25 protein-coding genes and 3 tRNA genes are annotated in these 24,891 nt (G+C 29.7%); 6 read left to right on the forward strand and 22 right to left on the reverse strand.

Annotation, left to right across the window (positions count from 1 at the left end; translation table 11 throughout):
• Positions 1 to 32 precede the first annotated feature (32 nt).
• From AB8B22_RS07970 to AB8B22_RS07985, 4 genes are all read right to left on the reverse strand, one after another.
• Entirely contained in the window at positions 33 to 308 is a 276-nt protein-coding gene (locus AB8B22_RS07970; RefSeq protein ID WP_369710714.1) for a Txe/YoeB family addiction module toxin, read from the reverse strand.
• Positions 302 to 541 carry a type II toxin-antitoxin system Phd/YefM family antitoxin gene (locus tag AB8B22_RS07975; RefSeq protein WP_018497826.1) on the reverse strand — a complete coding sequence of 80 codons (240 nt, stop codon included), beginning with the start codon at positions 539 to 541 and terminating at the stop codon, positions 302 to 304. Before AB8B22_RS07975 ends, AB8B22_RS07970 begins: the two co-directional genes overlap by 7 nt.
• 68 nt (positions 542 to 609) lie before the next feature.
• Positions 610 to 1,515, reverse strand: coding sequence for a CorA family divalent cation transporter (locus tag AB8B22_RS07980; protein WP_369710715.1), 906 nt, complete (start codon positions 1,513 to 1,515; stop codon positions 610 to 612).
• A gap of 194 nt (positions 1,516 to 1,709) precedes the next feature.
• Complete coding sequence (locus AB8B22_RS07985; protein ID WP_369710716.1) at positions 1,710 to 3,254, reverse strand: flotillin family protein; 1,545 nt, start codon at positions 3,252 to 3,254, stop codon at positions 1,710 to 1,712.
• A 160-nt stretch (positions 3,255 to 3,414) separates the two neighbouring features.
• Between AB8B22_RS07985 and AB8B22_RS07990 the strand changes: the two genes are divergently transcribed.
• On the forward strand, positions 3,415 to 3,651 hold the full coding sequence (locus tag AB8B22_RS07990; protein WP_314082987.1) for a hypothetical protein: 237 nt from the start codon (positions 3,415 to 3,417) through the stop codon (positions 3,649 to 3,651).
• A gap of 158 nt (positions 3,652 to 3,809) precedes the next feature.
• Here AB8B22_RS07990 and AB8B22_RS07995 read toward each other — a convergent pair whose 3' ends face one another.
• The 4 genes from AB8B22_RS07995 to AB8B22_RS08010 all read right to left on the reverse strand — a co-directional run bounded on the left by AB8B22_RS07995 (position 3,810) and on the right by AB8B22_RS08010 (position 7,243).
• A complete protein-coding gene (locus tag AB8B22_RS07995; RefSeq protein WP_369710717.1) occupies positions 3,810 to 4,931 on the reverse strand; it encodes an RnfABCDGE type electron transport complex subunit D in 1,122 nt (373 codons plus the stop codon).
• Entirely contained in the window at positions 4,882 to 5,139 is a 258-nt protein-coding gene (locus AB8B22_RS08000) for a hypothetical protein (RefSeq protein WP_369710718.1), read from the reverse strand. Before AB8B22_RS08000 ends, AB8B22_RS07995 begins: the two co-directional genes overlap by 50 nt.
• Positions 5,140 to 5,142: 3 nt before the next feature.
• Entirely contained in the window at positions 5,143 to 6,483 is a 1,341-nt protein-coding gene (gene rsxC / locus AB8B22_RS08005) for an electron transport complex subunit RsxC (protein WP_369710719.1), read from the reverse strand.
• Between the two features lie 262 nt (positions 6,484 to 6,745).
• Complete coding sequence (locus AB8B22_RS08010; RefSeq protein ID WP_369710720.1) at positions 6,746 to 7,243, reverse strand: hypothetical protein; 498 nt, start codon at positions 7,241 to 7,243, stop codon at positions 6,746 to 6,748.
• Positions 7,244 to 7,455: 212 nt separating this feature from the next.
• Here AB8B22_RS08010 and AB8B22_RS08015 point away from each other — a divergent pair.
• The 3 genes from AB8B22_RS08015 to AB8B22_RS08025 all read left to right on the forward strand — a co-directional run bounded on the left by AB8B22_RS08015 (position 7,456) and on the right by AB8B22_RS08025 (position 7,696).
• A tRNA-Val gene (locus tag AB8B22_RS08015) sits at positions 7,456 to 7,531 on the forward strand.
• An 8-nt stretch (positions 7,532 to 7,539) separates the two neighbouring features.
• Positions 7,540 to 7,616 (forward strand) — tRNA-Asp (locus AB8B22_RS08020).
• Between the two features lie 4 nt (positions 7,617 to 7,620).
• Positions 7,621 to 7,696: transfer RNA gene (locus AB8B22_RS08025), tRNA-Phe, on the forward strand.
• A gap of 356 nt (positions 7,697 to 8,052) precedes the next feature.
• Here the strand turns inward: AB8B22_RS08025 and AB8B22_RS08030 are convergent.
• The 7 genes from AB8B22_RS08030 to AB8B22_RS08060 all read right to left on the reverse strand — a co-directional run bounded on the left by AB8B22_RS08030 (position 8,053) and on the right by AB8B22_RS08060 (position 14,499).
• Positions 8,053 to 8,361 carry a J domain-containing protein gene (locus AB8B22_RS08030; RefSeq protein WP_369710721.1) on the reverse strand — a complete coding sequence of 103 codons (309 nt, stop codon included), beginning with the start codon at positions 8,359 to 8,361 and terminating at the stop codon, positions 8,053 to 8,055.
• 194 nt (positions 8,362 to 8,555) lie between these two features.
• Complete coding sequence (locus AB8B22_RS08035) at positions 8,556 to 9,290, reverse strand: hypothetical protein (RefSeq protein ID WP_369710722.1); 735 nt, start codon at positions 9,288 to 9,290, stop codon at positions 8,556 to 8,558.
• Positions 9,291 to 9,297: 7 nt separating this feature from the next.
• Entirely contained in the window at positions 9,298 to 9,966 is a 669-nt protein-coding gene (locus AB8B22_RS08040) for a sakacin A production response regulator (protein WP_369710723.1), read from the reverse strand.
• A gap of 106 nt (positions 9,967 to 10,072) precedes the next feature.
• The gene (locus AB8B22_RS08045; protein WP_369710724.1) at positions 10,073 to 11,068 is read right to left on the reverse strand and encodes a YiiG family protein; all 996 of its coding nucleotides are present in this window, start codon (positions 11,066 to 11,068) and stop codon (positions 10,073 to 10,075) included.
• A gap of 85 nt (positions 11,069 to 11,153) precedes the next feature.
• Positions 11,154 to 11,657 (reverse strand): very short patch repair endonuclease, encoded by a 504-nt coding sequence (locus AB8B22_RS08050; RefSeq protein WP_369710725.1) that lies wholly within the window; start codon positions 11,655 to 11,657, stop codon positions 11,154 to 11,156.
• An 8-nt stretch (positions 11,658 to 11,665) separates the two neighbouring features.
• The gene (purB, locus tag AB8B22_RS08055) at positions 11,666 to 13,108 is read right to left on the reverse strand and encodes an adenylosuccinate lyase (RefSeq protein WP_369710726.1); all 1,443 of its coding nucleotides are present in this window, start codon (positions 13,106 to 13,108) and stop codon (positions 11,666 to 11,668) included.
• Between the two features lie 92 nt (positions 13,109 to 13,200).
• On the reverse strand, positions 13,201 to 14,499 hold the full coding sequence (locus AB8B22_RS08060; protein WP_369710727.1) for an adenylosuccinate synthase: 1,299 nt from the start codon (positions 14,497 to 14,499) through the stop codon (positions 13,201 to 13,203).
• Positions 14,500 to 14,846: 347 nt separating this feature from the next.
• Here AB8B22_RS08060 and AB8B22_RS08065 point away from each other — a divergent pair, with 347 nt between their 5' ends.
• Positions 14,847 to 15,590: a TRADD-N-associated membrane domain-containing protein gene (locus AB8B22_RS08065; RefSeq protein ID WP_369710728.1), complete on the forward strand. Its 744-nt coding sequence runs from the start codon at positions 14,847 to 14,849 to the stop codon at positions 15,588 to 15,590.
• A 174-nt stretch (positions 15,591 to 15,764) separates the two neighbouring features.
• Here AB8B22_RS08065 and AB8B22_RS08070 read toward each other — a convergent pair whose 3' ends face one another.
• From AB8B22_RS08070 to carA, 4 genes are all read right to left on the reverse strand, one after another.
• Positions 15,765 to 16,436, reverse strand: coding sequence for an HAD family hydrolase (locus AB8B22_RS08070; protein ID WP_369710729.1), 672 nt, complete (start codon positions 16,434 to 16,436; stop codon positions 15,765 to 15,767).
• Positions 16,437 to 16,464: 28 nt separating this feature from the next.
• Positions 16,465 to 17,214, reverse strand: a complete 750-nt coding sequence (locus AB8B22_RS08075) for a glycosyltransferase family 2 protein (protein WP_369710730.1) — start codon at positions 17,212 to 17,214, stop codon at positions 16,465 to 16,467.
• Between the two features lie 64 nt (positions 17,215 to 17,278).
• Positions 17,279 to 20,461, reverse strand: coding sequence for a carbamoyl-phosphate synthase large subunit (gene carB / locus AB8B22_RS08080; RefSeq protein WP_369710731.1), 3,183 nt, complete (start codon positions 20,459 to 20,461; stop codon positions 17,279 to 17,281).
• Between the two features lie 130 nt (positions 20,462 to 20,591).
• On the reverse strand, positions 20,592 to 21,674 hold the full coding sequence (gene carA, locus AB8B22_RS08085; protein ID WP_094079910.1) for a glutamine-hydrolyzing carbamoyl-phosphate synthase small subunit: 1,083 nt from the start codon (positions 21,672 to 21,674) through the stop codon (positions 20,592 to 20,594).
• 264 nt (positions 21,675 to 21,938) lie between these two features.
• On the opposite strand from carA, the gene AB8B22_RS08090 reads away from it, so the two are divergent.
• On the forward strand, positions 21,939 to 22,688 hold the full coding sequence (locus AB8B22_RS08090; protein ID WP_369710732.1) for a gamma-glutamyl-gamma-aminobutyrate hydrolase family protein: 750 nt from the start codon (positions 21,939 to 21,941) through the stop codon (positions 22,686 to 22,688).
• Positions 22,689 to 22,770: 82 nt separating this feature from the next.
• Here the strand turns inward: AB8B22_RS08090 and AB8B22_RS08095 are convergent, their stop codons facing one another.
• The 3 genes from AB8B22_RS08095 to AB8B22_RS08105 are packed head-to-tail and all read right to left on the reverse strand — an operon-like array spanning position 22,771 to position 24,718.
• Complete coding sequence (locus AB8B22_RS08095; protein WP_094079908.1) at positions 22,771 to 23,412, reverse strand: peptidylprolyl isomerase; 642 nt, start codon at positions 23,410 to 23,412, stop codon at positions 22,771 to 22,773.
• 13 nt (positions 23,413 to 23,425) lie between these two features.
• Positions 23,426 to 23,773 (reverse strand): hypothetical protein, encoded by a 348-nt coding sequence (locus tag AB8B22_RS08100; RefSeq protein WP_094079907.1) that lies wholly within the window; start codon positions 23,771 to 23,773, stop codon positions 23,426 to 23,428.
• Positions 23,774 to 23,797: 24 nt separating this feature from the next.
• Entirely contained in the window at positions 23,798 to 24,718 is a 921-nt protein-coding gene (locus AB8B22_RS08105; RefSeq protein ID WP_369710733.1) for a manganese-dependent inorganic pyrophosphatase, read from the reverse strand.
• Positions 24,719 to 24,891: the final 173 nt, after the last annotated feature.

Consider the following 24,891-nt stretch of genomic DNA (forward strand, 5'->3'; position numbering starts at 1 on the left):
CTTTATGCAAAAACTAATCCTTATTTAACTCATTAAAATTCATAATGTGTCCACATACTGATAATATTTATTCTTTTTTCTTCTTCAATAACTTCATATACAAGTCGATGTTGCTTATTAATCCTTCTTGAATAATATCCCCTCAAATCTTTCGTTAAGATCTCGTAAAATGGTGGCGTTTGAAAAGGATTTTTCTTTATAAGATTTATCAATTTATCTACATTATTTTTTAATGCTGGAAATTGTTTTATTTTCTCCTTGTCTTTATTAGCTTTCTTTAAAATATAAATCTTATATTCTTCTACCATTCAAAAACCTCATAATCATCACTAGTAGCATTCTTTGCAGTTTCAATTTTTTCTTTCATATTTGGATCCGATAATAAGTATAAAGTTTCTAGTAAACCGTTATATTCAGCTTCACTAATAATAATTGCATTTCCTTTTTTTGTATTCACATTAATAACATCATTATAGTCAATCGCTGATTCTAAATAAGAAAATAAATTTTTTCTCAAATTAGTTGCATTTGTATTTGTCACAAAAATCACTCCTTTCACCTATGTACATAATACAGTACATAAATAAAAAAGTCAAGATTTTTTTCATATTACAAAACCTTATCTTTCAAATACTTCCACAATACAACCATCAAAGCCACCATTATCACAAAAATTATTCCAAGTGCAAAAAATCCTGTATCTTGAAGCGGCAACTTCACATTCATTCCGTAAAATCCAAAAATCATATTTGGAACTGTAATTAGTATTGTCGCCGCTGCCAAAACTTTCATTGCGATATTCATATTATTGCCAATATATGATGAATATGTTTCTCGTGTTGTTTTACAGATTTCACAGTATGAAGACGATAAATCAAGTGTAAAGTTTATCTCCTGCAAAATTCTTGTCATATATTCTTCATATTGAGAAAATTGCTCATCCTCTTTCAAATTTTCAACAACATAATTCAAGTTTCTCATAGCAATATTGTAAACATAAAAACCTTGCTCCACTTCTGATAATGAAATCAATTTTTCATTGCTTTGCTGCTCCCTCAAAACTGTTTCAATCTTGTCATGTTCTCCAATCAAAATTCGCACATATTTATAAAGACTTTGAGAAATTTTATGAAGCATATTTAGAAAAAAACGATTTTCCTCAAGAATATCATCTCTCAATTCAGCATACTCTTCAACAAAATTATAAAAATCTTCAAAATAGTCATCATCTAAAATAACAACCTTATTCTCCCTCATACAAATTACAATTGGATTAATTTCGTAAGATGTAACCTCTTTATCTATCACAGGTTTCTTCACAGTCGGATAATACAATTTATAAATTTCCCAGTCTGATTTTGAGATCCTCGGAGTAAAAATTTCTTCATCAATTACATTTTTTATCTTTTCCTCATCCATCTCCAATCTTTCAGACACAATTCTATAATCTTCATCTTTCAAATTATATACGTAAGAAATTGTTTTCCCACTTTTTGTATCTATTCTTTTTATCATAGCAACCTTCCTTGATTATTCCTAAAATTTTTTACTTTAATCAATAAATTATATCAAAAAACAGAGGCCATTTCAATTTTCAAAAAATTTTTTTAAACTAAATTTCATACAAAATTTTAAATTATACTAAAAAAATCACAATCAAATCAATAATCGTGATTTTTTTTTATCTTTAAATATTTTTAATAAAAAGATTATCCCTTATTGTTCTCTTCTTCACCTTCTTTTCCTTTTCTAACGACATCATCTTTTTTAATACTATCCAGCACTTTTCCGCCCAAAAATCCTGCAAGCAGCGATTTTATATCAATACCTGCTCCATCAGAAATTCCATCATTGATTTTTCCGATACTTTGAGTGATGTCAGAAATCAATTTGCTTGTATTTCCGTCTCCGTACATTGTTATTTTATCAATATTGTTTAATGGCGCTGCCACATTTTTTGCAACTTCAGGAAGTGCTTTAAAGTACATTTCTGCAACTGCTGCTTCTCCGTATTTTTTCATTGCTTCCGCTTTTTTATCAAGTCCTTCTGCTTCTGCTAATAATGTTTCTTTTTTACCTCTAGCTTCTGCAAGCAACATTTTTTCTTTTGCACCAGCTTCAGCGTTACCTCTAGCTTCTATTCCTTCAGCCTCTGCTAACATTTTAATTTTTACTGCATTTGCTTCTGCTTCCGCCTGAATTTTCTTTGCCTCTGCCTCTGCCAAAGCCTGTAATTTTATTCCTTCAGCTTGTCTTTGCCGTTTATAAAGTTCAGCATCTGCTTGTCTTTGTTCTTCAACTAATCTTGCTTCAGCGTCTTTTGTCATATTGTACAATTTTGCATCGGCTTTTATTTGCTGGTCAATTTTAATTTCACTTTCAAGTTTTGCTTTATTTGCACGAATTGCTTGATCTTGCTGAGTGAAATTTGCGTCTCCTATAACTTCTTCATACTCTTTACGGTTTTTTTCTTTTTGAATATCGTAAGTTATATCTGCAAGAGCTTGTTTTGTATCACTTTCTATTTTCAAATCCGCTTGTTTAATTTTTAGTGCATTCTGCTTTTCCGCAATTTCTTCCCGAGTTTTTATTTCAATATCCTGCGCTTCTTTATAAGCCTGTGCTTTCGCAATCGCAACTTCCTTTTCTGAATTGGCCTTTGCAATACTTGCATCTTTTGAAATTTTAGTCGTATTTTCAATTCCTAAGTTATCAATAACTCCCTTTTCATCAGTAAATGACTGTACATTAAACGATTTTAACTCAAGTCCCATCTTTCTCAAATCGTCAATTACATTTTCTTCAACTTTCTGATTAAAAACTTTTCGATTTTGAACCATATCCTTTAAATTCATCTGTCCGATAATTTCTCTTAAATTACCTTCCAGAACATCTTTTATCGCATTACTCATATACTCATGATTTTTATTCAAAAAATTTTTACTTGCAATAAGCATTATCTCCTGTGTCGTTCCCACCTGCAATTTTACAATTGCATCAGCTTTTATATTAATAAAATCATTGGTAGGCACAAACTGCTTTGTATCCACATCGACAGAAAATACTGCCAAATCAAGATAATCGACCCTCTCAAAAGCTCTCACATAAAATGCAAGTCTTCCGCTAACCATTCTTTTTCTAAATCCTGAAATAAACGCCATTTTATCATTCGGCACTCTCACATAAGCAAACAATGATAAAACAAGTCCAAGAACAATTAGAATAATAAGTCCATAAAATATAATCACTCTCATCTTTTTTACTCCCTTTCAAAATTTTTTTCACTATTAGTTTACCACATAATTTTATTTAAGCAAGATTAAATATAAATTTCCTATTGTTTTTTTTTATTTTTTAGGATATAATATAGCAAATTATGTGAAAAATATATTTTAATAAATGGAGTTGATTTTTATGAAAAAAATTATCTTATCGGCATTTCTTTTATTTGGAGTTTTAGGATTTTCTAGATATGTTGAAAGATGTTCTGTTACATCAAGAAACACTTGTGTAAGTGCTGATACTGGAAAAACATTTCATTTTAAAGGTGATCCCTTTGGAACATTATTTTATGATGGATATTGGACAGTTGAATTTACTGGGTCAGGTTACCGTAACTTAGAATTAACCGATGTATATTTAGCCGACTAAAAAGGAAAGTTATTCAGAATATAGTTTCTATTTCTGAATAGCTTTTTTATTTTACAGTTTCTCAAATTAATTTACAAATCCTAAAAATATCTCTATTTCCACTATTTAATAAATTTTCTTAAATCAATATATTTTTTTAATTTCCTATGACTATAATATTAATCGTTTTTCAAGAAAATAAATGCAGTAATAATCATAATTATGCTATAACCATAAATCAAATATTTAAATAATCCAAAATTATATAAGTTTATCAAAATAATAGTTGCAGCTACAATCAAAAATGTCAACACAATTAACTGTAAAAACTGTTTTATGGCTTCAATTTTTAAATTTTTTCCAAAAGTGACTGGTCTTAGTACCTTATTTATAAGCAGAGTGAAACTATTTAAAATTATTATTGCATAAAACAGTACTTCGTTTTGAACTTTTTGTGATAAAAGTATTGATGATACAAGTGCCAACATCATTCCAAAATATATTTTTCCAATCAAAAAAACTGGAGTTGTAGGCATATCCGCCACCATAAAAATTCCAACTAGCAATATTTCTCCTATTGGAATTTTAGATATTTCAGGGACAAAAAATGATAAAATTATTGACGACAAAAAAAAGCTCAAAGGAGTGGACGGGGATATTCTTTTTTTTATAACTAAATAAATTCCCCCGAAAATTAATGCCATTCCAGAAAAAGTTCCGATTGAGTTTGACCGACTTAAAATCAAACTGTCCAAAAATCTTGTGAATGATGAATCAAAAAAATTTCTGAATAATCTTAAATCTAAAATTTGAAAATTTGTATTTGAAAATTTAAATTTTAAAAATACTTTCTCAAAAAATATTAATACAAAAAATTTCCCAACAACTGCAGGATTGTACAAGTTTTTTCCAAGTCCGCCGTATAACATTTTTCCAAAAATGACAGCACACGCTCCGCCAAAAATTGCAAAATAATATGGCACAAAAACTGGAAGTGTCAAAGAAAATATTATTCCTGTGACCACCGCCGAAAAATCTTTTATCGAATTTTTTTCTTTTTTAAAAAAAACTGCTGTGATGATTTTTTCTGTCAAAACTGTTGAGATAACTGAAATCAAGATTAATAAAAGCGATTTTATTCCGCATAAAAAAATTGAAACTAAAATAGCTGGAAGTAATGCCAAAATAACATCTATCATTATTTTTTCCACAGTATCACCAGCGTAAATAAACGGAGAAAAAAATCTTTTTTTAGATTTTATGTCTGATGCGATTTTTAACATTTTTTTTGCTTTTTCCAACAGTTCTTTTTCTTCTTTTTCCTTTTTCAAAATTTCTTTTTCTTTGCCTTTTTTCTTCTTTTTTTGTTAAATTATCTTTTTCTTCTTTTTTTTTATCTTCGTCAAACTTAGGATTTTTCTCAGCTTCATCTTCAAATAAGAGTGTTTCTCCCCTATCTTTTTTAGAGCGTATTCCTAAAATTTCTTCCATCAGAGATTTTTCATCCATAAATTAACTTTCCACCTCCAAATTGATAAGTTCCACCAAAATTTCTTTTCCATTTTTAATACTCTCAATCAAAGGCACTCTAGATGGACAGACATATTCACAAGCACCGCACTCAATACAATTAAAAATATTTGCATTTAACATTTTAACATACCTTCCCTTTTCATAATATTTTGAAAACTCAAAAGGAATTAAGTTCATCGGACAAACTTCAACACATTTTCCACACGAAATACAATTTTTTGACTCAATTTTTTCTTCATTTAAAAATATAACTCCAGAGATTCCTTTAATAATTGGCGTACTGGGTTCTTTCACTTTATTTCCCATCATCGGTCCACCAAAAATAATTTTATCTGTTTTTGTGATATTCAAAGAATCAACTATGTGAACCAATGGCGTTCCAATTCTAATTTTATAATTTCCAGCATTTGGAACTTCTTCTCCTGAAATTGTGACAATTCTCTCAATTAAAGGTTTTCCATTAAAAAAAGCGTCATAAATTGCCTTAATTGTTCCAACATTACTCACAATGACTCCTTTTTCAATAGTCAATTTCCCTTTTTGAATTTTTTTCCCAGTAATTTTATCAATTAATAAAATTTCACTTCCTTGTGGATAATCAGCTGACAAAATTTTAATTTGCAAATCTATGTTCACTTCTCTTGCCATTCTCTCAAAAACGCTGACTAACTCCTTATTTTTTTCTGAGATTGCGATAACCATATGTCTTGGTCTTAAAACTTTCTCAGCCACTTTAATTCCACGGCAAATCTCTTTTGCATAATTTTTCATAAGCAAATAGTCCGCTGTCAAATATGGCTCACTTTCCATTCCATTAATAATAAATGTATCAATTTTTTCAAGTTTTATATCATATTTAGATGCCGTGGGAAATCCTGCCCCACCAAGCCCTACAATTCCAGCCTCTTCAATAATTTTTAAAATTTCTTCACTTTCCGCCATCTGAAGCTCTCTCATATTTCTTTTTACAAGTTTCACTCGCTCTTCCTTAAAATTATTTTCAATAATTATCGTTCTAACTTTACTTCCATCAGGCAAAAAATTTTTCATAATTCTAATAACTTTCCCTGAAACAGGCGAATGAATATTTGCCGAAATACTTCCATAACCTTGCGCTATTTTCTCATATTTTCTAACTTCTTGACCAACTCTCACAATCTCAAAAGCTCTCTCTCCCTTATGTTGCAAAAGCGGTACAAAAAATATCTCACTTTCTGAAATTTTTTTCAAACTCATATTTTTAGTGACAATTTTCATATCTTCAATTTGATTATCTTTAATTTTACCTTTTTTAAAAAAATTTTTTTCTTTAAACTCCATTTTTTCTATTTTATCCTTTTATTCTTTTATCTTTTTATTCTCTTAATTTTTTTATCTTATTAATTTTTCTATTTTTTTATTAAATTTACATAAATTTTTAGAATTACACTTTGCTTTTGTTTATTATATCATAACTATTTATTATATTATATATTTTTTTAATATTTTATTATGAAAAGTTATTAAAAATGAAAATCTTTTATATAATTGTTTCTATAAAAAAATAAAACTCAGATAATTTACTTTAATCTGAGCTTTTTTATTATTTATTTTGTAGTGGTTGTACTGGCTGTATTTCTACATATCCCTCCAACTGTTTAAATTTATTTGTTTTTACAAACTTTTCTTGCATTTTTTTATAATCTTCATCTGTCAATTTTTTAGCTTTTTCTCCATCTGAATACGAGCTTTTCATAAATATTGCCACTTCAACAATCCCAAAAGCCTCTTTATCAGCATCATAATTATCTTTCAATGCCTTTTTAGAAACTTTAGCATTTTCAATGTCATTTATATAATCGTCCACAAGCTGAATTTTATCTCCAGTTTCAAGATATTTATCAGCTTTTTTTCTAAAATTTTCCAAAATTTTTGCATATTCTTGGCTATTTAGTTCTTTTGAATTACTCTTTATATTTTTCAATTCAACTGAAGTTTTTTCTATATTTTTAAATTTTCTATTTTTTATTCTTGCATTTCCAATATAACTTACGCCCATTACTAATAAAATTGTCATAATCAATTTTTTATTTCTTTTCATTATTATTTCTCCTTTTTTCCTTTTTATAATTTTAAACTATAACTCTCAGTTTTTATATTAAATAATCTTTGAATTTTCTTTATAATAATTTTTACTTTTTTGTTGCACTTAATTATACAATAAAGTTTTTTTTAATTACATAAAAATTTCAAAAAAAGTGTTGACATTTTAGTTTTTATTTGATATAATAAGCAAGTAATAAATAATGTGATGGTCGCATAGCTCAGTTGGGAGAGCACCTGCCTTACAAGCAGGGGGTCATTGGTTCGAGCCCAATTGTGACCACCATTTTTTTTGGAGGTGTAGCTCAGCTGGTTAGAGTGCTTGCCTGTCACGCAAGATGTCGCGAGTTCGAGTCTCGTCACTTCCGCCATTTAGCCCAGATAGCTCAGTCGGTAGAGCAAGGGACTGAAAATCCCTGTGTCCGTGGTTCGATTCCGCGTCTGGGCACCATGTTTAATTGGTAAGAATATACAAGTAGATATGATACCTTTTAGGGGGTATTTTTTTTATACGTAATTTTTCAAACTTACTTAAATTTTTATTTACAAAAATTCTTCCTAATTTTATATTTTATTTATTCTAAATCAATTCCAATAAATTGGATATATTCTAAAAAATAGCCACAATTTTGAACTTAGCTTACAATAAAACCGAATCCAAAAATTATGACTACTTCAATTTAAAAAATATTCGAGGCAATATTTTCCATAGCCTGATAATTATAGAAAATTTAAGTATATTTCCCACTTTCCTCTGCAACTTCCATCTGCATCGAAATATCCTCTTCTTCATAATTAAAGACTCTTTCAATCCTGTCCTTCAAAATTTCCAAAAAAAGATTTTTCTTTATTTTCTTCAAAATCCTTTTTCACTCTTTCAAAAAACTCTGTATCTTCATCATTTTTCTCAGCCGTTTCACTCTCTGATTTCACTTCATCAAAATCAGATTTTTCAAACTCCAAAGCAACTCTATACGCTTCATTAATCTTCATAAACATCTCAGGAAACTCCTCAGGATGATATTTTTTAAGCATCTTGGAATATGCAATTTTTATTTTCTTCTTATCATCTGTCGGCTCTATTTTCAGTATTTTAAACGCTTCATCAAAATTCAAAATTATCACTCCTTATTTTTTTAGAACAAACACATCTAAAACTTTCTTTGAAAAATTTTTCAATCGTTTATATCTCAAATGCGAAATTGCTATTGTTTTAAAAAATATCACTAGATTTAAAATCATATATTGGTATACAAGTTCAAATTTAAAAGACATAGTATAAACATATATCACTGTAATTAAAAAAAACATTAAAAAACTCGACTCATTATTTTTATTTCATTCAAAATTTTTTCTTTTAACAAGACATTTATATATTCTGATATTATGAAAAATATAAAAAGTATCCACATAATCATAATTTCATTAAAAAATAAATATAAAATACAACCAAAGATCAACGCACCAACATATAAGCAACCATACAATTTCAATGCAATACTATCTTTTGAAGATTTCATATCAAAAATATACATCAAATTATTAATTACATTAAATTCATTTTTTAACCTGTATGTCATTAATTTGATTATTCTCTTTAATATATTTGAATTTTCCACATCTTTTTTAGAATACAAAGTTATATTTTTTCCAAACAGCTTAAAAATTTTAATATCCAAAAAATTTTCAATAAATTTTTCATACCCTTTTTCATTATCTTCTTCCTTTTTACTTTTAATTTTTTCAGAAATTTCAATTAAATCCTTAGCTTCATCAGGTAAATAATTTGACATGTTTTCTATTTCACTCAGATTATTTAAGTTATACTTTAATAGTTTCTTTTCAAAATCCGTTAAATTATAAGTGTGATTAAATATTCCATCTTCATTCATAAATTTAATAATCATTCTTTTTTCATTTGCATTGAAATTAAGGTGAAAATTTTTTAAAAATCTGTCATATTTTTCTAACGGACGAACTTCATATGAAAGAAAATTAGTAAATTCCAATATCCAATTATACATTTTATCAAAATCCGAAATCATTTTCTTCCTAAATCTCCTTTGTTTTCAAATAAAACGGTATTAACAATTCAAATCCCTTCAAAAATTCCTCAACAAGCTCATCCAAACTCTCAAATTGTTCAATCTCTTCCACATCAAACTTAACCAAAACTTTCCTAATTTTCCCATTTTCCCAATCTTTAAGAAATTTTTCTCTATTTTTTTCATTTCCTTCAAATCTATCCAAAGCACAGTTTTCCTTACTTTTCGCAAATTGCACAAAATAATAAAGCGGTTCATCAATCGGCATTTGCAAAACTTTATTCTGATTTTCAAGCGTATTTTCCCCAATTTTACGCTCAACAAAACTCACTTCAAGCGAAATCCCAATTTTCTTAGTCTTCTCATTTTTAAAAACTCTCAACGCAATCCCTGATTCACTTTCACTATCCCCATCTTGTCGCAAAAACACCCAAAGATAAGGTCTTGCAATCTGAGCCTGATTCATCCAGCTGCTAACTTTTTGCAAATGAAATCCATCTGTTTTTTCTTTCAAAGCCTTTGCAATTTCCGTAAAAACTTTTCTAGCATTTTGCCCATTTTTCCTAAAAAGCTCCATATCTTCTTTTAAATCTCCCGCCTTTTCAGGTTTTACATATTTTTTTCCTTCATAATTTGTATATTCGATTAATGAGTTATAGTTAAATTTTTTATTCATAATTATCATCCTTTTTGTTTAATTCCATTTTTAAAATTATAACATATTTTATTAAAATAAAAAACTATACTAAATTTTAAAATAGTATAGCTTTATACAAACATTATTACTTATTCATACTATTGTATTCTTTTACAAGCTCATTAAATGATTTAATAACGTTTTCTGGTGATCCTTTTTCATTTTCCAAGAAGAATTGATTTCTTAATGCAAATTCTGATATTGGCTTTTTAATTTCAATTCTTTCCACAAGATTAGCTAAACTAGCTTTAAAACTATCAGCTTTATTTGTGAAACCAGTTAAATCATAATCTTTATAACCTTCTTTTTTCATTTGTTTTTCATCTTTTACAGATTTATTAAATTCTGCTACCACATTAATCAATTTTTCCTGTAAACCCTTAAATTTGCCAGCATCTCCAGAAACTACATTTGCCCCAGTTAATTTTTGTCTGCTAATTTCATTTAGCACTTCTTCTCCCACGCTCAAAATCATCATTCTGTTATACGCAATCGTTCTTCCTTCTTTTTGCAGTTGCTTAGCTTCCTTTTCCCTTTGCTCAACTATTTTTTTATCTATTTCTGTTCTAAATGCCAAAACTGCTACATCATATTTTTTTAGAATTTCTAAAAATTTTGTATGAAATTCCTGAGCTTTCTTGTAATTGTCACTTGTATAGTCTTTTCCAGAATAATAAGAATTCATATCATCTGCTAATGGTTTCAATTCTTTAAATACTGCAAGTAAATTTTCCGAAGCCTTGTCAAGTTCTGCCATTTTAGGTTTTGTCGGTATTGCTTTTTCCAATTCTGTTATAATATTCTTAACATCGTAAAAATCTGCATTTACACTTCCATCCGGCTTTTTAAATTGAGCTTCTGCACCAACTTCTTTAAAATAAGAATTAGTTGTCTTCTCAAAGCTGTGCAATTTATTATAAATTTCAATATACAAATTATATTTTTCAACTTCATTAACTTTCTTATTTGTTCCCCCAATATTTTTTAAGTCAGGTCCTTTATCCTTACCATTTCCTTTTTTTCCACACGAAATTACAAGTAACAGCATCAATAACGTTACTAATACTTTTGTTTTTTTCATTTTTATCGACTCTCTTTCTTTAATTTATTTTTTCTAAAAAAATCAAAAATTTTTATATTTTAATTTTTAATAATTATAAAATTTATTATTTGTAAGGTGTACTTTTCTCTGCAACTTCCATCTGCACTGAAATATCCTCTTCCTCATAATTAAAAACCCTTTCAATCCTATCCCTTAAAATTTTTAGATATTTTCCCCTATACTCTTCATTCTGTCGCATTTTATTAATTTCACATTCCCAAATCGTAATAACGCTAATATCCATCTCAAAAAGCTTCTCACGAACCTCAATATCCCTCTCTACATTTCTCCTAAACTTCTTTTCCCAATATTCAGTATGTGTCTTAGGAAAAGTTGCAATTTTACAATTTTTATGCCTATGCCAAAAGCATCCATTCACAAATATCGCAGTATTATATTTCAAAATAAAAATATCAGGCGTTCCTGGAAGCTGTGAATAGTTTACTCTGTATCTATATCCCATTTTATAAAGCAATTTCCGAATATAAATCTCAGGTTTAGTGTTTTTAGATTTTATTCTTGCCATGTTCTGGCTTCTTGTGAGGGAAATTTTTTTTGCTTTTTTCATTTTTCAAATTAAACTCTCAATTCTTCCCTATCCTCAACAATCTCATCCTTATATCTATCCAAAATCGGATTAATCTCATTCTTAACAAAATCTTCAGTCTGCTGTCCAGCAAATCCAGTATAATTAGCAGAAACCAAGATTCCTTCCATATCTTGCGCTTTAAGTCCCAGTCTGCCGTCTTTTATAATTCTGTCAATTAATCTATTGGGATTTCCATTCAACTTAATTTCCTTTGTTTCTTCCATTGAAAGTTCTCTTATAATTTCATGAACTTCTTGTCTATCCATTCCTTTTTTAACTGATTCCATAATGATATTTTCGGTTGCCATAAATGGTAATTCCTTTTGAATATTAGCTTCAATTACTTTTGGATAAACAACAACTCCATCCATAATGTTAAGCCAAATAATTAAGATTGCATCAACCGCCAAGAATGCTTGTGGAATCGAAAGTCTCTTGCTTGCAGAATCGTCCAATGTTCTTTCGAACCATTGTGTTGCAAAAACTAACGCTCCTGTCTGTGAGCTTGAAATCACGTATTTTGCAAGTGATGAAATTCTTTCGCTTCTCATTGGATTTCTCTTGTATGCCATCGCACTTGAACCAATTTGATTTTTTTCAAACGGTTCTTCCAATTCCTTCAAATGCTGTAATAGTCTAAAATCATTCGTAAATTTGTGAGAAGATTGAGCAATATTTGACAATAAATTCAAGATTTGTGCGTCCACTTTTCTATCGTAAGTTTGTCCTGAAACACCTTGTTTTTTGCTAAACCCAGCTTTTTCAGTAACCAATTCATCCAACTGTTTTACTTTTTCAAAATCTCCTTCAAATAATTCTTTAAAACTAGCCTGAGTCCCAGTAGTTCCTTTGACTCCTCTAAATCTCAAGTGCTCTAATCTAAATTCCAATTCTTCAAAATCAAGAAGCAAAGAATGAAGCCACAATGTCGCTCTTTTTCCAACCGTTGTAAGTTGTGCCGCTTGAAAATGAGTAAATCCTAAAGTCGGTAAGTCTTTATATTCCAATGCAAAATCTCTCATTTTTTCAATCAAAGTAAGCATTCTTCTTTTAACAACCAAAAGCCCTTCCTTAATTTGAATCAAATCAGTATTATCCCCAACATATGCACTTGTCGCTCCCAAATGAATAATTTTTCTTGCATTTTTCGCCTGTTCTCCATAAGTATGCACATGAGCCATCACATCGTGTCTTAACTTTTTCTCAAATTTTGCTGCAACTTCAAAATCCACATCATCTTTATATTTTTTAAGTTCCTCAATTTGTTCATCAGTAATAAAATCAAGCCCAAGCTCTTTTTCAGCCTCAGCCAAATTTATCCACAATTTTCTCCAAGTTCTAAACTTAAACTCAGGTGAAAAAATATGCAACATCTCCTTACTCGAATATCTCTCCGCCAACGGATTTGAATATATGCTCATATCTGCCATTTCTAATTCCTCCTAATTATTTTTATTTCTAATTTAATGCTAACAACTTTGAAATTTTTTAATTTTCCTAATTTTTTTGCCTTAGAAAATTTCTATTTTACAAACTCTCCCAAATCATATCTATAAATATTTTGAGTTCTTTCAGGTCCAACTGAAATCATTGAAACACGGCATTTCAATTTATTTTCAATATATTCAATATATTTTTTACAATTTTCTGGCAAGTCTTCGTAATTTTTTATTTGAGTAATATCTTCTTGCCAACCATCTAACTCATCGTAAATTATTTTCAAGTCTTTAGATTTTCTCAAGTTTCCAGGATATGAATAACAAACTTTTCCATCAATTTCATAACCAACCGCAACTTTAATTTTTTCAAATCCAGTCAATACATCTAATTTTGTCAATACAATATCTGTCAATCCGTCGATTAACACCGCATATTTCCCAATTACCAAGTCAAGCCATCCACATCTTCTAGGACGCCCAGTTGTCGCACCAAATTCATGTCCAACTTTTCTCAAAGTTTCTCCATCTTCATTTTCCAATTCTGTTGGAAAAGGTCCTTCTCCAACTCTTGTTGTGTATGCTTTCATAACTCCAAGAACTCTTGAAATTTTTGTCGGTGCAACTCCAGTTCCAACTGTTACTCCACCAGATGTTGGTGATGATGAAGTTACGTAAGGGTAAGTTCCGTAGTCAATGTCAAGCATTAACGCTTGTGCACCTTCAAAAAGCACCACTTTTCCAGCTTCAATCCCTTCGTTAATTTCCACAACTGCATCAATGATTCTAAATTTAATCTTTTCAGCAAGTTTCATAAATTTATTATAAAGTTTTTTCAAATCAAAAGTTTCTTTTCCATATCTAGTAAGCATGTCGTTTTTTTCTGCCACATTCCAAGCTAATTTATCTCTAAATCTTTCTGGTTCCAGCAAATCTCCGATTCTAATTCCATTTCTTGCGATTTTGTCAATATAGCAAGGCCCGATTCCTCTTTGAGTTGTCCCAATTTTATTTTCTCCCATAGCTTCTTCTTTCGCTTTGTCAATTGCAATATGATAAGGCATTATTATATGTGCTCTTTCATCAATAAATAAATTATCTAATTTTCTTCCTCTTTTTTCCAGCTCTTCAATTTCTTCTAATAAAACTTCAATGTCAATTACAACTCCAGCTCCAATTATACACTTTCCAGCTGAATTTATTATTCCAGATGGCAATAAGTGCAAAATGAATTTTTCATCATTTACGACAACCGTATGTCCTGCGTTATTTCCTCCTTGAAATCTCACTACATAGTCCGCTTTTGGAGACAGCACATCTATTATTTTACCTTTTCCTTCATCTCCCCACTGCGTTCCCACTATTACAAAAGTATTACTTCCCATATTTATTCCTCCCAAATCTTTAGAATTTTCTTACTCCTTAAAAAAACTGAACCGTAAAAAACTAAAAAATCTACCTTACTAAAATTTTATCTTTTTACTATTTATTTTACTATATTTGTTGTATTTTTTCAATATTGTCTTTTTTATATTTTTATAAACTTTTCTATTTCAAACTTTCATTTCATATCTAAATTTAAAATTTACAATTTTTATATATTCTGATATAATTTTTTAAACATAGACTTTTTTATTTAAATATGTTATAAATAATTATAACATAATATTTAGTAATTTTAATTACAAATAATATAACTAACAATAAGAATTTATAAAGGAGTGAAGATAATTTGGATAAAAATAATGATTTTAAAAATAGATATAATTATGCAAAAAAATTAAAAGAAGAATTAAAACAAGAAATTAACACTCTAAAAAGAAAACGTTTTTTCTTTCTTTTTATACCTTCTACTTATATATTATTGGGGTTAAGTTTAATTTTTATTAATTATATTTATTCCTATAATATATATTTTCGTCGATACGGAATAATACTTATTATTTTAGGAGTATATAGTCTTGTTTTCTTTATGTTTATGACAAATCCTAAAATTATATCAAATGAAGAGCGTATTTTAGAAATAGATGATGAAATTGAGTTATTAGAAATATCAGAAAATCAATATGAAAAAAAGGCTGAAATACAATTTAAAAAACATCAAAAAGAAATAAAAAGATACTATGATATAAATTTAGGACACTTAAAATTATTATTTCCAATTGGAATAGGTATTATTATTTTAGGAATTTTCATTATAATACTTTCAATTATGTTATTCAAAGATAAAGATGTGATTTCAATATTAATCGGAACTATATCTGGTATATTAACTAACTTTGTTGGGGCTATCTTCATAAAAATGTATATTGAAACGATAAAAGCATCTTTAAAGTTTCATAATAAATTAATTGATAGTAATAACAATCTTTTCGCTAATGTGCTAATTACAAAAATTAAAAATCAAGATTTACAAAATGCAACATTAGCAGAAGTTGCTAAAATTATTTCTAGAGAAAATAGTAATATTGATTAACCAAAACTCATCAATTACAAAGATTTTTAATTTGAACAATAAACTTTAAACAAATCAATAAATATAATTTCGCTTTTTAAAGGGTATTTAGTATCAATACAGTAATAGGAGTTACTTTATTTTCTTTCCATAAAATAACTCCTATTAATCAATTTCTATTTTATTTTTAGTAATTTACTTCCCCTCAAAGTAATCAAGCACTTCCATTAAGTTATCAAACTTTTTATAAACCAGCTTTTCAATTTCCTCAGTCGGTTTCAATTTATCTGGCACCATAATGGGAAATGTCCCAGCCGCATGCGCCGCTCTTATTCCATTGAACGAATCTTCAAATACAACTGTTTTTTCAGGAGAGACTCCAGCTTTTTTGGCACTTATTAAAAACACTTCCGGATCAGGTTTACCGTGAACGACATCTTCCGCAGTTATTAAATGAGAAAAATATTTTTTTACGTCCTTTCTTTCCGTCAATGCTTCTGCCAAATGTAAATCCGATGAAGTTGCCAAAATTATCTGTTTATTATTCTTCTTCAAAAATTCAAGCAATTCCAATGCACCGAGTTTTAGTGGAACTTCCCCTTTTAGAGCTTTTTCCAGTATATAATTTTTAACGGTACCCATCATTTCATCATATGGGAAATCTTGTCCCAATGCTTCCTTGAACAATATTCTTGCTTTGTCATTTGTAACACCTGATGTTTTTTCCACAATGTCCTTTGTTATTGTATAACCCTTTTCTTTAGCCACTTCACGTCCATATTCCACATAAATTGTTTCTGTATCGAATAGCAAGCCGTCCATATCAAATAAAAACAATTCAATTTCGTCAAAAAATTTTTCCCCCATTTCTTCCTCCTTCTTTATTTTTAAAAATTTATTTGCTTTTTTTTAACGCAAAAAAAGCATAGTGAATGAAATAGTAAATCGCACTAAAAAATGATAATTTTTCTTCATTTCTGTAGATTTCCCATCTGACTTTTGCTGTTTTAAATTTATTACTCGAGCGAGAATTGTCCAAGACTCTGTAAAATGCCAAATTTTCTTTAAGTCCATAAATTACTTTTACTTCTTTTACAATTTCCAGCCACAGCACATAATCTTCATTTTTATCTCTCTGCTTAAAATATCTTTTTCCCAATTTTTGTGCGTCATAAATCACCGTAAGACAGCCTAGATAGTTATTTTTTAACATATCTTTGTAAGAAATTTTTTCTTTTATGACAACTTCGTTTATTTTTGTTTCGTCTTCCCTAACCCTTGTATATTCAGTGCAACTTATAGTGGCACCCTTTTCTTTCATAAAATTTATCTGCTTTTCCAATTTTTTTTTGTGCCAAAAGTCATCAGCGTCAAGAAAAGCAATATATTTCCCAGTTGACTTTTCTATCAGCTGATTTCTTCCTCTCACAACTCCGACATTTTCTTTTGCATCTACAATTTTAATTCTGTCATCTTTTGTTGCAAACTCATTTGCAATTTCAAAACTTTTGTCCTTCGATTTATCATTTATTATAAGCAGCTCCCAGTTTTGATAAGTTTGTGAGCACACACTTTCTATTGCTCTTGCGATAAACTTTTCTGCATTATACATTGGAATTATAATTGAAACTTTGTCTTTTTCCATCTTTTCTCCAATTTTTTTATTTTTAAAAACTTTTTCAAATTATTTCTTTTTGAAAAAATTTATTTTATATCGATGCTACATTAAATGAAATAGATTCCAGCACCTTTAATAGCGCATCAGCTGTGTCAAGTGAAGTTAGACACGCAATTTCCTGTTCACTCGCAGCTCGTCTAATTTTAAATCCGTCAGTTGTCGCACTTTTTTTCTTAGCTGCGGTATTAATAATCATATCCACATGACCTTTGTAAATTACGTCAAGCACATTGTGTTTGTATTTATTTTCATTAATTTTTCCGACAGTTTCCACTCTAAGTCCTCTGTCTCTAAAATACTGAGCTGTTTTTTCAGTCGCCATCAAATTGTATCCCAAATTTGAAAATCTTTGAGCAAGTTTATACGCTTCTTCTTTTGCCACGCCACTTATTGTAAATAGCACACTTCCTTGATCCTTTACTTTTATTCCCGCAGAAATTAATCCCTTGTAAAGTGATTTTTCAAGGCTTTCATCACTTCCCATAACTTCTCCAGTTGATTTCATTTCAGGCCCGAGTGTTGTATCCACATCTTTTAATTTTTGGAAACTAAATACCGGAACTTTTGTATAGACTTTATTTCCAGTAGGTATCAATCCGGTTTTATAACCCTTAGAAGCCAATGTTTCTCCCAAAATTCCTTTCATAGCCAAGTTTGCCATTGGAACTTTTGTTATTTTACTCAAAAATGGCACAGTTCTCGAACTTCTCGGATTTACTTCCAGAACAAAAACTTCTCCGTGACTGATTACATATTGAATATTAAGAAGTCCAACTATATTAAGTCCTTTTGCAAGTCTAACTGTATAATCAACTAATGTGTCAATATGTTCTTTTGTCAAACTTTGTGGTGGATAAACGGCAATCGAATCCCCCGAGTGAACTCCCGCTCTTTCGATATGCTCCATTATTCCAGGAATTACAACAGTTTCTCCATCACAAATCGCATCCACTTCAATTTCTTTTCCAACTAAATATCTATCTGTCAAAACTGGATGATCAGGCGACACTTTTACAGCATTTTCCATATAATGTCTTAACTCTTCTTCCCTGTAAACGATTTCCATCGCACGACCTCCAAGTACATAAGACGGTCTTACTAACACAGGATAACCGATTTCCGCAGCATTTTTTACAGCTGTTTCTGTATCAAACGCGGTTTTTCCAAGCGGTTGTGGAATGTTTAATTTATGAAGTAATGCTTCAAATTTATCTCTATTTTCAGCGTTATCAATTTCTTCAAGTGCAGTTCCAAGTATTTTTACTCCGTGCTTATCCAATTTTTCAGCAAGATTTATCGCAGTCTGTCCTCCAAATTGAACTACGACTCCTTCAGGCTGTTCTAATTCAATAATTGCCATAACATCTTCTTCTGTAAGCGGTTCAAAGTAAAGTTTATCTGAAATTGAAAAGTCAGTTGAAACTGTTTCAGGGTTATTATTTACAATAATTGCTTCATATCCAATTTCTTTTATTGCCTTTACAGCATGAACTGTCGCATAGTCAAATTCCACTCCTTGTCCAATTCTAATTGGTCCTGATCCCAATACAACAATTTTTTTCTTATCTCCAATAATACTCTCATTTTCATCTTCGTAGCTTGAATAAAAATAAGGTGTTTCTGACTTAAATTCTGCAGCACAAGTATCTACCATTTTAAAAACTGGCTTAATACTATATTCTTCACGAAGCTTGTAAACTTCTTCTTCAGTCGTATTCCAACGATGTGCAATAACTTTGTCCGAAAATCCAAATTTTTTGGCAAATAAAAGTACATCAGGATTTCCAACATTTGCTTTTAATTCCACTTCAATATCAATAATATTTTTCATTTTATCAAGGAAAAACATATCTATTTTTGTCATTTCGTGAATATTACCAGGTGTAACTCCCCGTCTTAGCGCTTCTCCAATGAAAAATAGTCTTTCATCTCCAGCTTTTTGAATTCTTCGCAAAATATATTCCAACTGAAATTCATCTCCGTTTGGAAGTCCTAGATGATGAACTCCATATTCAAGCGAACGAATTGCTTTTAATAAACTTTCTTCGTAAGTTCTCCCAATTGCCATAACTTCTCCAGTTGCTTTCATTTGAGTCCCCAAATGTCTATCAGCTTTCTCAAATTTGTCAAATGGAAATCTTGGTATTTTACTTACGACATAATCTAGTGATGGCTCAAAACAAGCGTAAGAATTTTTTGTAACAGGGTTTATAATTTCATCAAGCGTAAGTCCAACTGCGATTTTTGCTGCAATTTTTGCGATTGGATAACCTGTAGCTTTGGAAGCTAGAGCTGATGAACGGGAAACTCTCGGATTTACTTCGATTATATAGTATTTAAATGAATTTGGATCAAGTGCCAACTGCACATTACATCCACCTTCAATTTTTAATGCTCTTATTATTTTTAATGAAACATCTCTTAACATATGATATTCTCTATCTGTCAATGTCTGCGATGGTGCCACAACTATTGAATCCCCTGTATGAATACCAACCGGATCAATATTTTCCATGTTGCAGACTACAATTGCCGTATCATTGCTGTCTCGCATAACTTCATACTCAATTTCTTTATATCCCGCAATAGATTTTTCCAAAAGACATTGAGTCACTGGCGAATAACGAAGCCCATTACTTACAATATCTTTAAGTTCAGCATCGTTATGGCAGATTCCTCCACCTGTTCCACCCATTGTAAAAGCAGGTCTGACAATTACTGGATACCCAATTTTTGAAACAAATTCTCTAGCCTGTTCAAGATTGTGAATGATGTCCGATTCTGGCACAGGCTCGTTTAACTCATTCATCAAATCTCTAAAAAGTTCCCTGTCCTCAGCCTGTTTAATAGAAGATAGCTTTGTCCCTAAAAGTTCCACTCCACATTCTGAAAGAACTCCTGAATTGTGAAGTTCTACAGCAAGATTTAGTCCAACTTGTCCGCCAAGCGTGGGAAGCAATGCATCTGGTCTTTCCTTTCTAATAATTTTTGAAACGAATTCTACAGTTAAAGGCTCGATAAATACTTTGTCTGCAATTTCCTTATCTGTCATAATAGTCGCTGGATTTGAATTTACAAGTATTACTTTGTACCCTTCTTCCCGAAGTGACAGACAAGCTTGTGTTCCCGCATAGTCAAATTCCGCAGCTTGTCCTATTATTATTGGTCCTGAACCAATTACTAATATTGTTTCTATGTCTTTTCGTTTTGGCATTTTTTTAACAACTCCTAATCTTTTTAAAATAGTAATTCTCAATTTTTATTTTATTTAAAAAAGTTTCTCTTAAATATGTTACATTTTATTTAAGAATATTTTCTAAAAAATTATATATACTTTTTCATATTTAATATTTATATTTTTTCATATTTTCAATAAATTGGTCAAACAAGTAGTTCGGATCGTGTGGTCCAGGTGACGCTTCTGGATGATATTGCACTGAAAATACCGAATACTTCTTGTGTCTGACACCTTCACAAGTCCCGTCATTTACTGCAATGTGAGTAAGCTCCAAATCTGTATCCTTAAGCGAGTCAATATCAACTGCATAGCCGTGATTTTGCGCTGTAATATCAACTTTTCCAGTAATTAGATTTTTCACAGGCTGATTAGCCCCTCTATGTCCAAATTTCAACTTATATGTTTTTGCCCCACAAGCTAGTGAAATTAGCTGATGTCCCATACAAATTCCAAAAATTGGAACTTTTCCTATTAAATCTTTTATTGTACTAATTGTTTCTGGCACATCTACAGGATCCCCAGGTCCATTACTTAGCATTATTCCATCTGGTTTTTGCCTTAAAATCTCTTTTGCACTTGCATCGTGCGGCATAACGATAATGTCACAGCCTCTTAAATTAAGCTCTCTCATAATTCCAGATTTCATCCCCAAATCAATCAGCACAACTCTTTTTCCAAGTCCTGAAGACAAAAATGCCTTTTTTGTCGACACTTGTTCAATTTGATTAGTTGGCAAGTTATTTTTTCTCAAACTTTCTGCAACTTTTTGCGCATCTTTTTCAATCCCTGTAATAATTCCTTTTATTGTTCCGTGCTCTCTAATCTTTTTTGTCAGACTTCTTGTATCAATCCCGGAAATTCCTGGAATATTCAAATCTTTTAGCACTTCATCCAAAGTAAATTCTTTTCTAAAATTAGAAGGTTTTCTGCATATTTCACGTGTAACTATTCCCTTTATGCTAGGATTAATAGTTTCATAATCATCTCTATTTATACCATAATTTCCGATTAGTGGATATGTAAATGTAATAATTTGTCCGTTATATGATGGATCTGAAAGCGTTTCCTGATACCCTGTCATCGCTGTATTAAATACAACCTCCCCCGCCATTTCTATATCTGCACCAATTCCATACCCTTTATACACACTGCCATCTTCCAAAACTAGCTGTTTATCCAATGAGTACATAATCTACCTCCATATTTTTAATTTTTTTAACATTATTTTTCACAAAATTTTTTTATTAATTTATTTATGCGATTTTCAGAAATTGAACTTCTTTAATCTATTAATTATACTATATTTTTTTAGTTTTATCAATATTTTGAATTTTTTAAAAATTAAGAATTTTTTTATTGTAGAACTTTGTCTAAAATTGTATTTTACTTGCAAATATGTTAAAATTAAGCTACAAATTAATATATATATAACATAAAAAGAGGAGAAAAAAATATGAAAAAACCACTCATAGGTATTTCAGGAAGTACAACACATCTTGAAAATGGTCTTTTTGCAGGATATAAGCGCAGTTCTTTAGATCAAAGCTACATTGATTCTGTTATTCGTGCTGGAGGAGTTCCATATGTCTTGCCATTCAACACAGATGACGAGATTATTGAAGAAATGGTAAAAAATGTCGATGCCATTATTTTGTCTGGAGGAAATGATGTATTTCCACTGCTTTACGGAGAAGAACCCAAAGAAAAGCTAGGAGAAATTTTTCCTGATAGAGACCACTTTGATACAATCCTAATAAAAACTGCAGAAAAATTAAAAAAGCCTATTTTAGGAATTTGCCGTGGACACCAGTTAATAAATGTTATATTTGGCGGAACGCTACATCAAGATTTATCATATGCAGAAAATATTTCGATTAAACATTTTCAAAAAGCTAAATGGAATGTCTTTACTCATTCAATTTCAATTGATAAAAATAGTTTTTTAAACGATATTTTTGAGAGTGGAATTGGATTTGTAAACAGCTTTCATCATCAGATTATAAATAAAATAGCACCTGGATTTAAGCCGATTGCTAAAAGCAGCGACGGAGTTATTGAAGCGATTGAAAATTTAAATACACAAAATCTTATCTTAGGAATCCAGTGGCATCCTGAAATGATGTCAGCTACAGATAAATATGCCCACAAAATATTTAAAAAATTTATTGATTATGTAAAAAGTAAGAAAAAAGATGAGATATAAAAAATAAGGAAATGTAAAAAATAATATAAAAAAAGATTGCTAAAAATTTAAGGCAATCTTTTTCGTTTACTTTATTTAATATTTAATTATTTTGCATCTTACTTTCCCAATCAGCTGTTTCTACAGAAAAATAGCTCAAAAAGTCATCAACTTTTTTCCCTTTTATATCAATGCTCAAAATTTTGTCCCCCTGTCTTATAACTTTTGCAATCGCTAGATCAGAACCTGTTTTTAAACTACCAATCACAGTATGCTTTCCATTAAGAGATGGCATTCCTTGTAATGATATAAAAAATTGACTCCCATTCGTATTTTCTCCTGAATTTGCCATAGCTAACATCCCACTATTATTAAAATTTAACCAATCTACAAATTCATCGTCGACATTATATCCAGCACTTCCAGTCCCGTCTCCTTTTGGATCTCCACCTTGCACAATTCCATTTGGAATAACTCTATGAAAAGTCAATCCATCATAAAATCCTTTTTTTGCTAAAAACACAAAATTTGCCACATTTACAGGAGCTGCTTCAGGATACAAAAATACATTAATATCTCCTTTTGTTGTGTGAATTGTAGCTTCCAAGTCAAATTTTTTCATTATTTTTTCAAAATTTTTTTCTCCTTTTGTCTTTTCACCAACTTTTATGTTTTTTGCATTTATTATATTTAATACAAACAACATCATTGCACCGACTAACAATGTCAATTTTCTTAATTTCATAAATCCTCCTTTTTTAACCTTTAACGCTCTCAATAATTTTTTCCATCTCAATTTTACCGTTAAAATTTAAATCCAAAATTCTAAAATTAATACTTTCAATTTCCAAATCATATTTTAAAAGCTCTTTTTCTGTTAAAATATTGTCATAAATTACAAGCACTGAAAAAATATTTTCAAAGCTATCAACTAACTCAATAATATTAATAACTCTGTCTTTCTTTATGTTCAAAATCTCTTTTAATTTTGAATTAGCTATTTTCTTATTTTTTATTTCTTTATAAAGTTCTGACACAATTTCAGGCATTCTGACCGCAAAAAGTATCTTCAACTCTTCTCTTTTTTTTAATTTAACTATCGCCATTTTTTCTATTCCCTGTCTTAAAATTTAATCTTGAATAGCTTTTGTCAAAGGTGGAACAATTTGTTTTTTACGAGAAACTACCCCTTTTAAAACAACTTCGTTATCTTCCACTTTTTGTCCAAACGCTTTTTCAATAACTGCATCTCCATTCCCCTCAACAATTGCAACAGAATCATTTGACAAAATATTTGTAATTACAAACATGAAAAATTTCAAGTTTTCTTTAGAAATAATATTGTTAATTTCTGTTAGTAACGCTTTTTTATTTTCCAGCAATTCTGCTTCATTAACAGTATTTACTTGTGCCACACCAATTTTTTGTCCATCAATTTCAAAAATTTTCATATCCATTGTAAGTAATTCAGCTTCTGTTTTATCACCTAATGCAGTTCCAGCTTTTAACATTTCAAGTCCATATTCGTTTGGATTAACTCCAGCAATTTTCGCTAACTCAAGCCCTGCATTTGTATCTTGTAGAGTACAAGTTGGTGATTTAAATAACAATGTGTCAGAAATAATTGCACTTAACATAAGTCCTGCTACTTCTTTTGAAGGTATTAAATTATTTTCTTTAAATAATTTTAAGATTATTGTAGCAGTACATCCAACTGGCTCAACTCTCGCATAAAGTGGTTCGTCCACGTTAAAGTTAGAAATTCTGTGATGGTCAATCAATTCCAAAACTTTTGCTTCTTCAAATCCATCGGCTGTTTGAGTTCTTTCGTTGTGGTCCACCAAAATGATTTTTTCCCCAGCGACATTCGTCACAAGTTCAGGTTTTCCAACTTTAAAATAGTCCAAAACAAATTTTGTCTCTTCATTAAGTTCTCCCAATCTCACAGGTTTTACATCTTTCCCAAGTTTATTTTTTAATTCAGCATAAGCTAATGCCGAACAGATTGTATCCGTATCTGGATTTTTATGTCCAAAAATTAATATTGACATTATTTTTCCTCCTAATTTTTTATTATAAATTTTTCTAATTTTATTCTTTTATATTATAACCTATTTATCTTATTTTTAAAATAGAATTTTTAAAAATTTATTTTTTAAATTATTTTAATAAAATAAATAAAATTTTTTTTCTTGCTAATAATTAATTTTTTTAGTATACTAAT

Source organism: Leptotrichia rugosa (assembly GCF_041200005.1).
Taxonomy (GTDB): domain Bacteria; phylum Fusobacteriota; class Fusobacteriia; order Fusobacteriales; family Leptotrichiaceae; genus Leptotrichia; species Leptotrichia rugosa.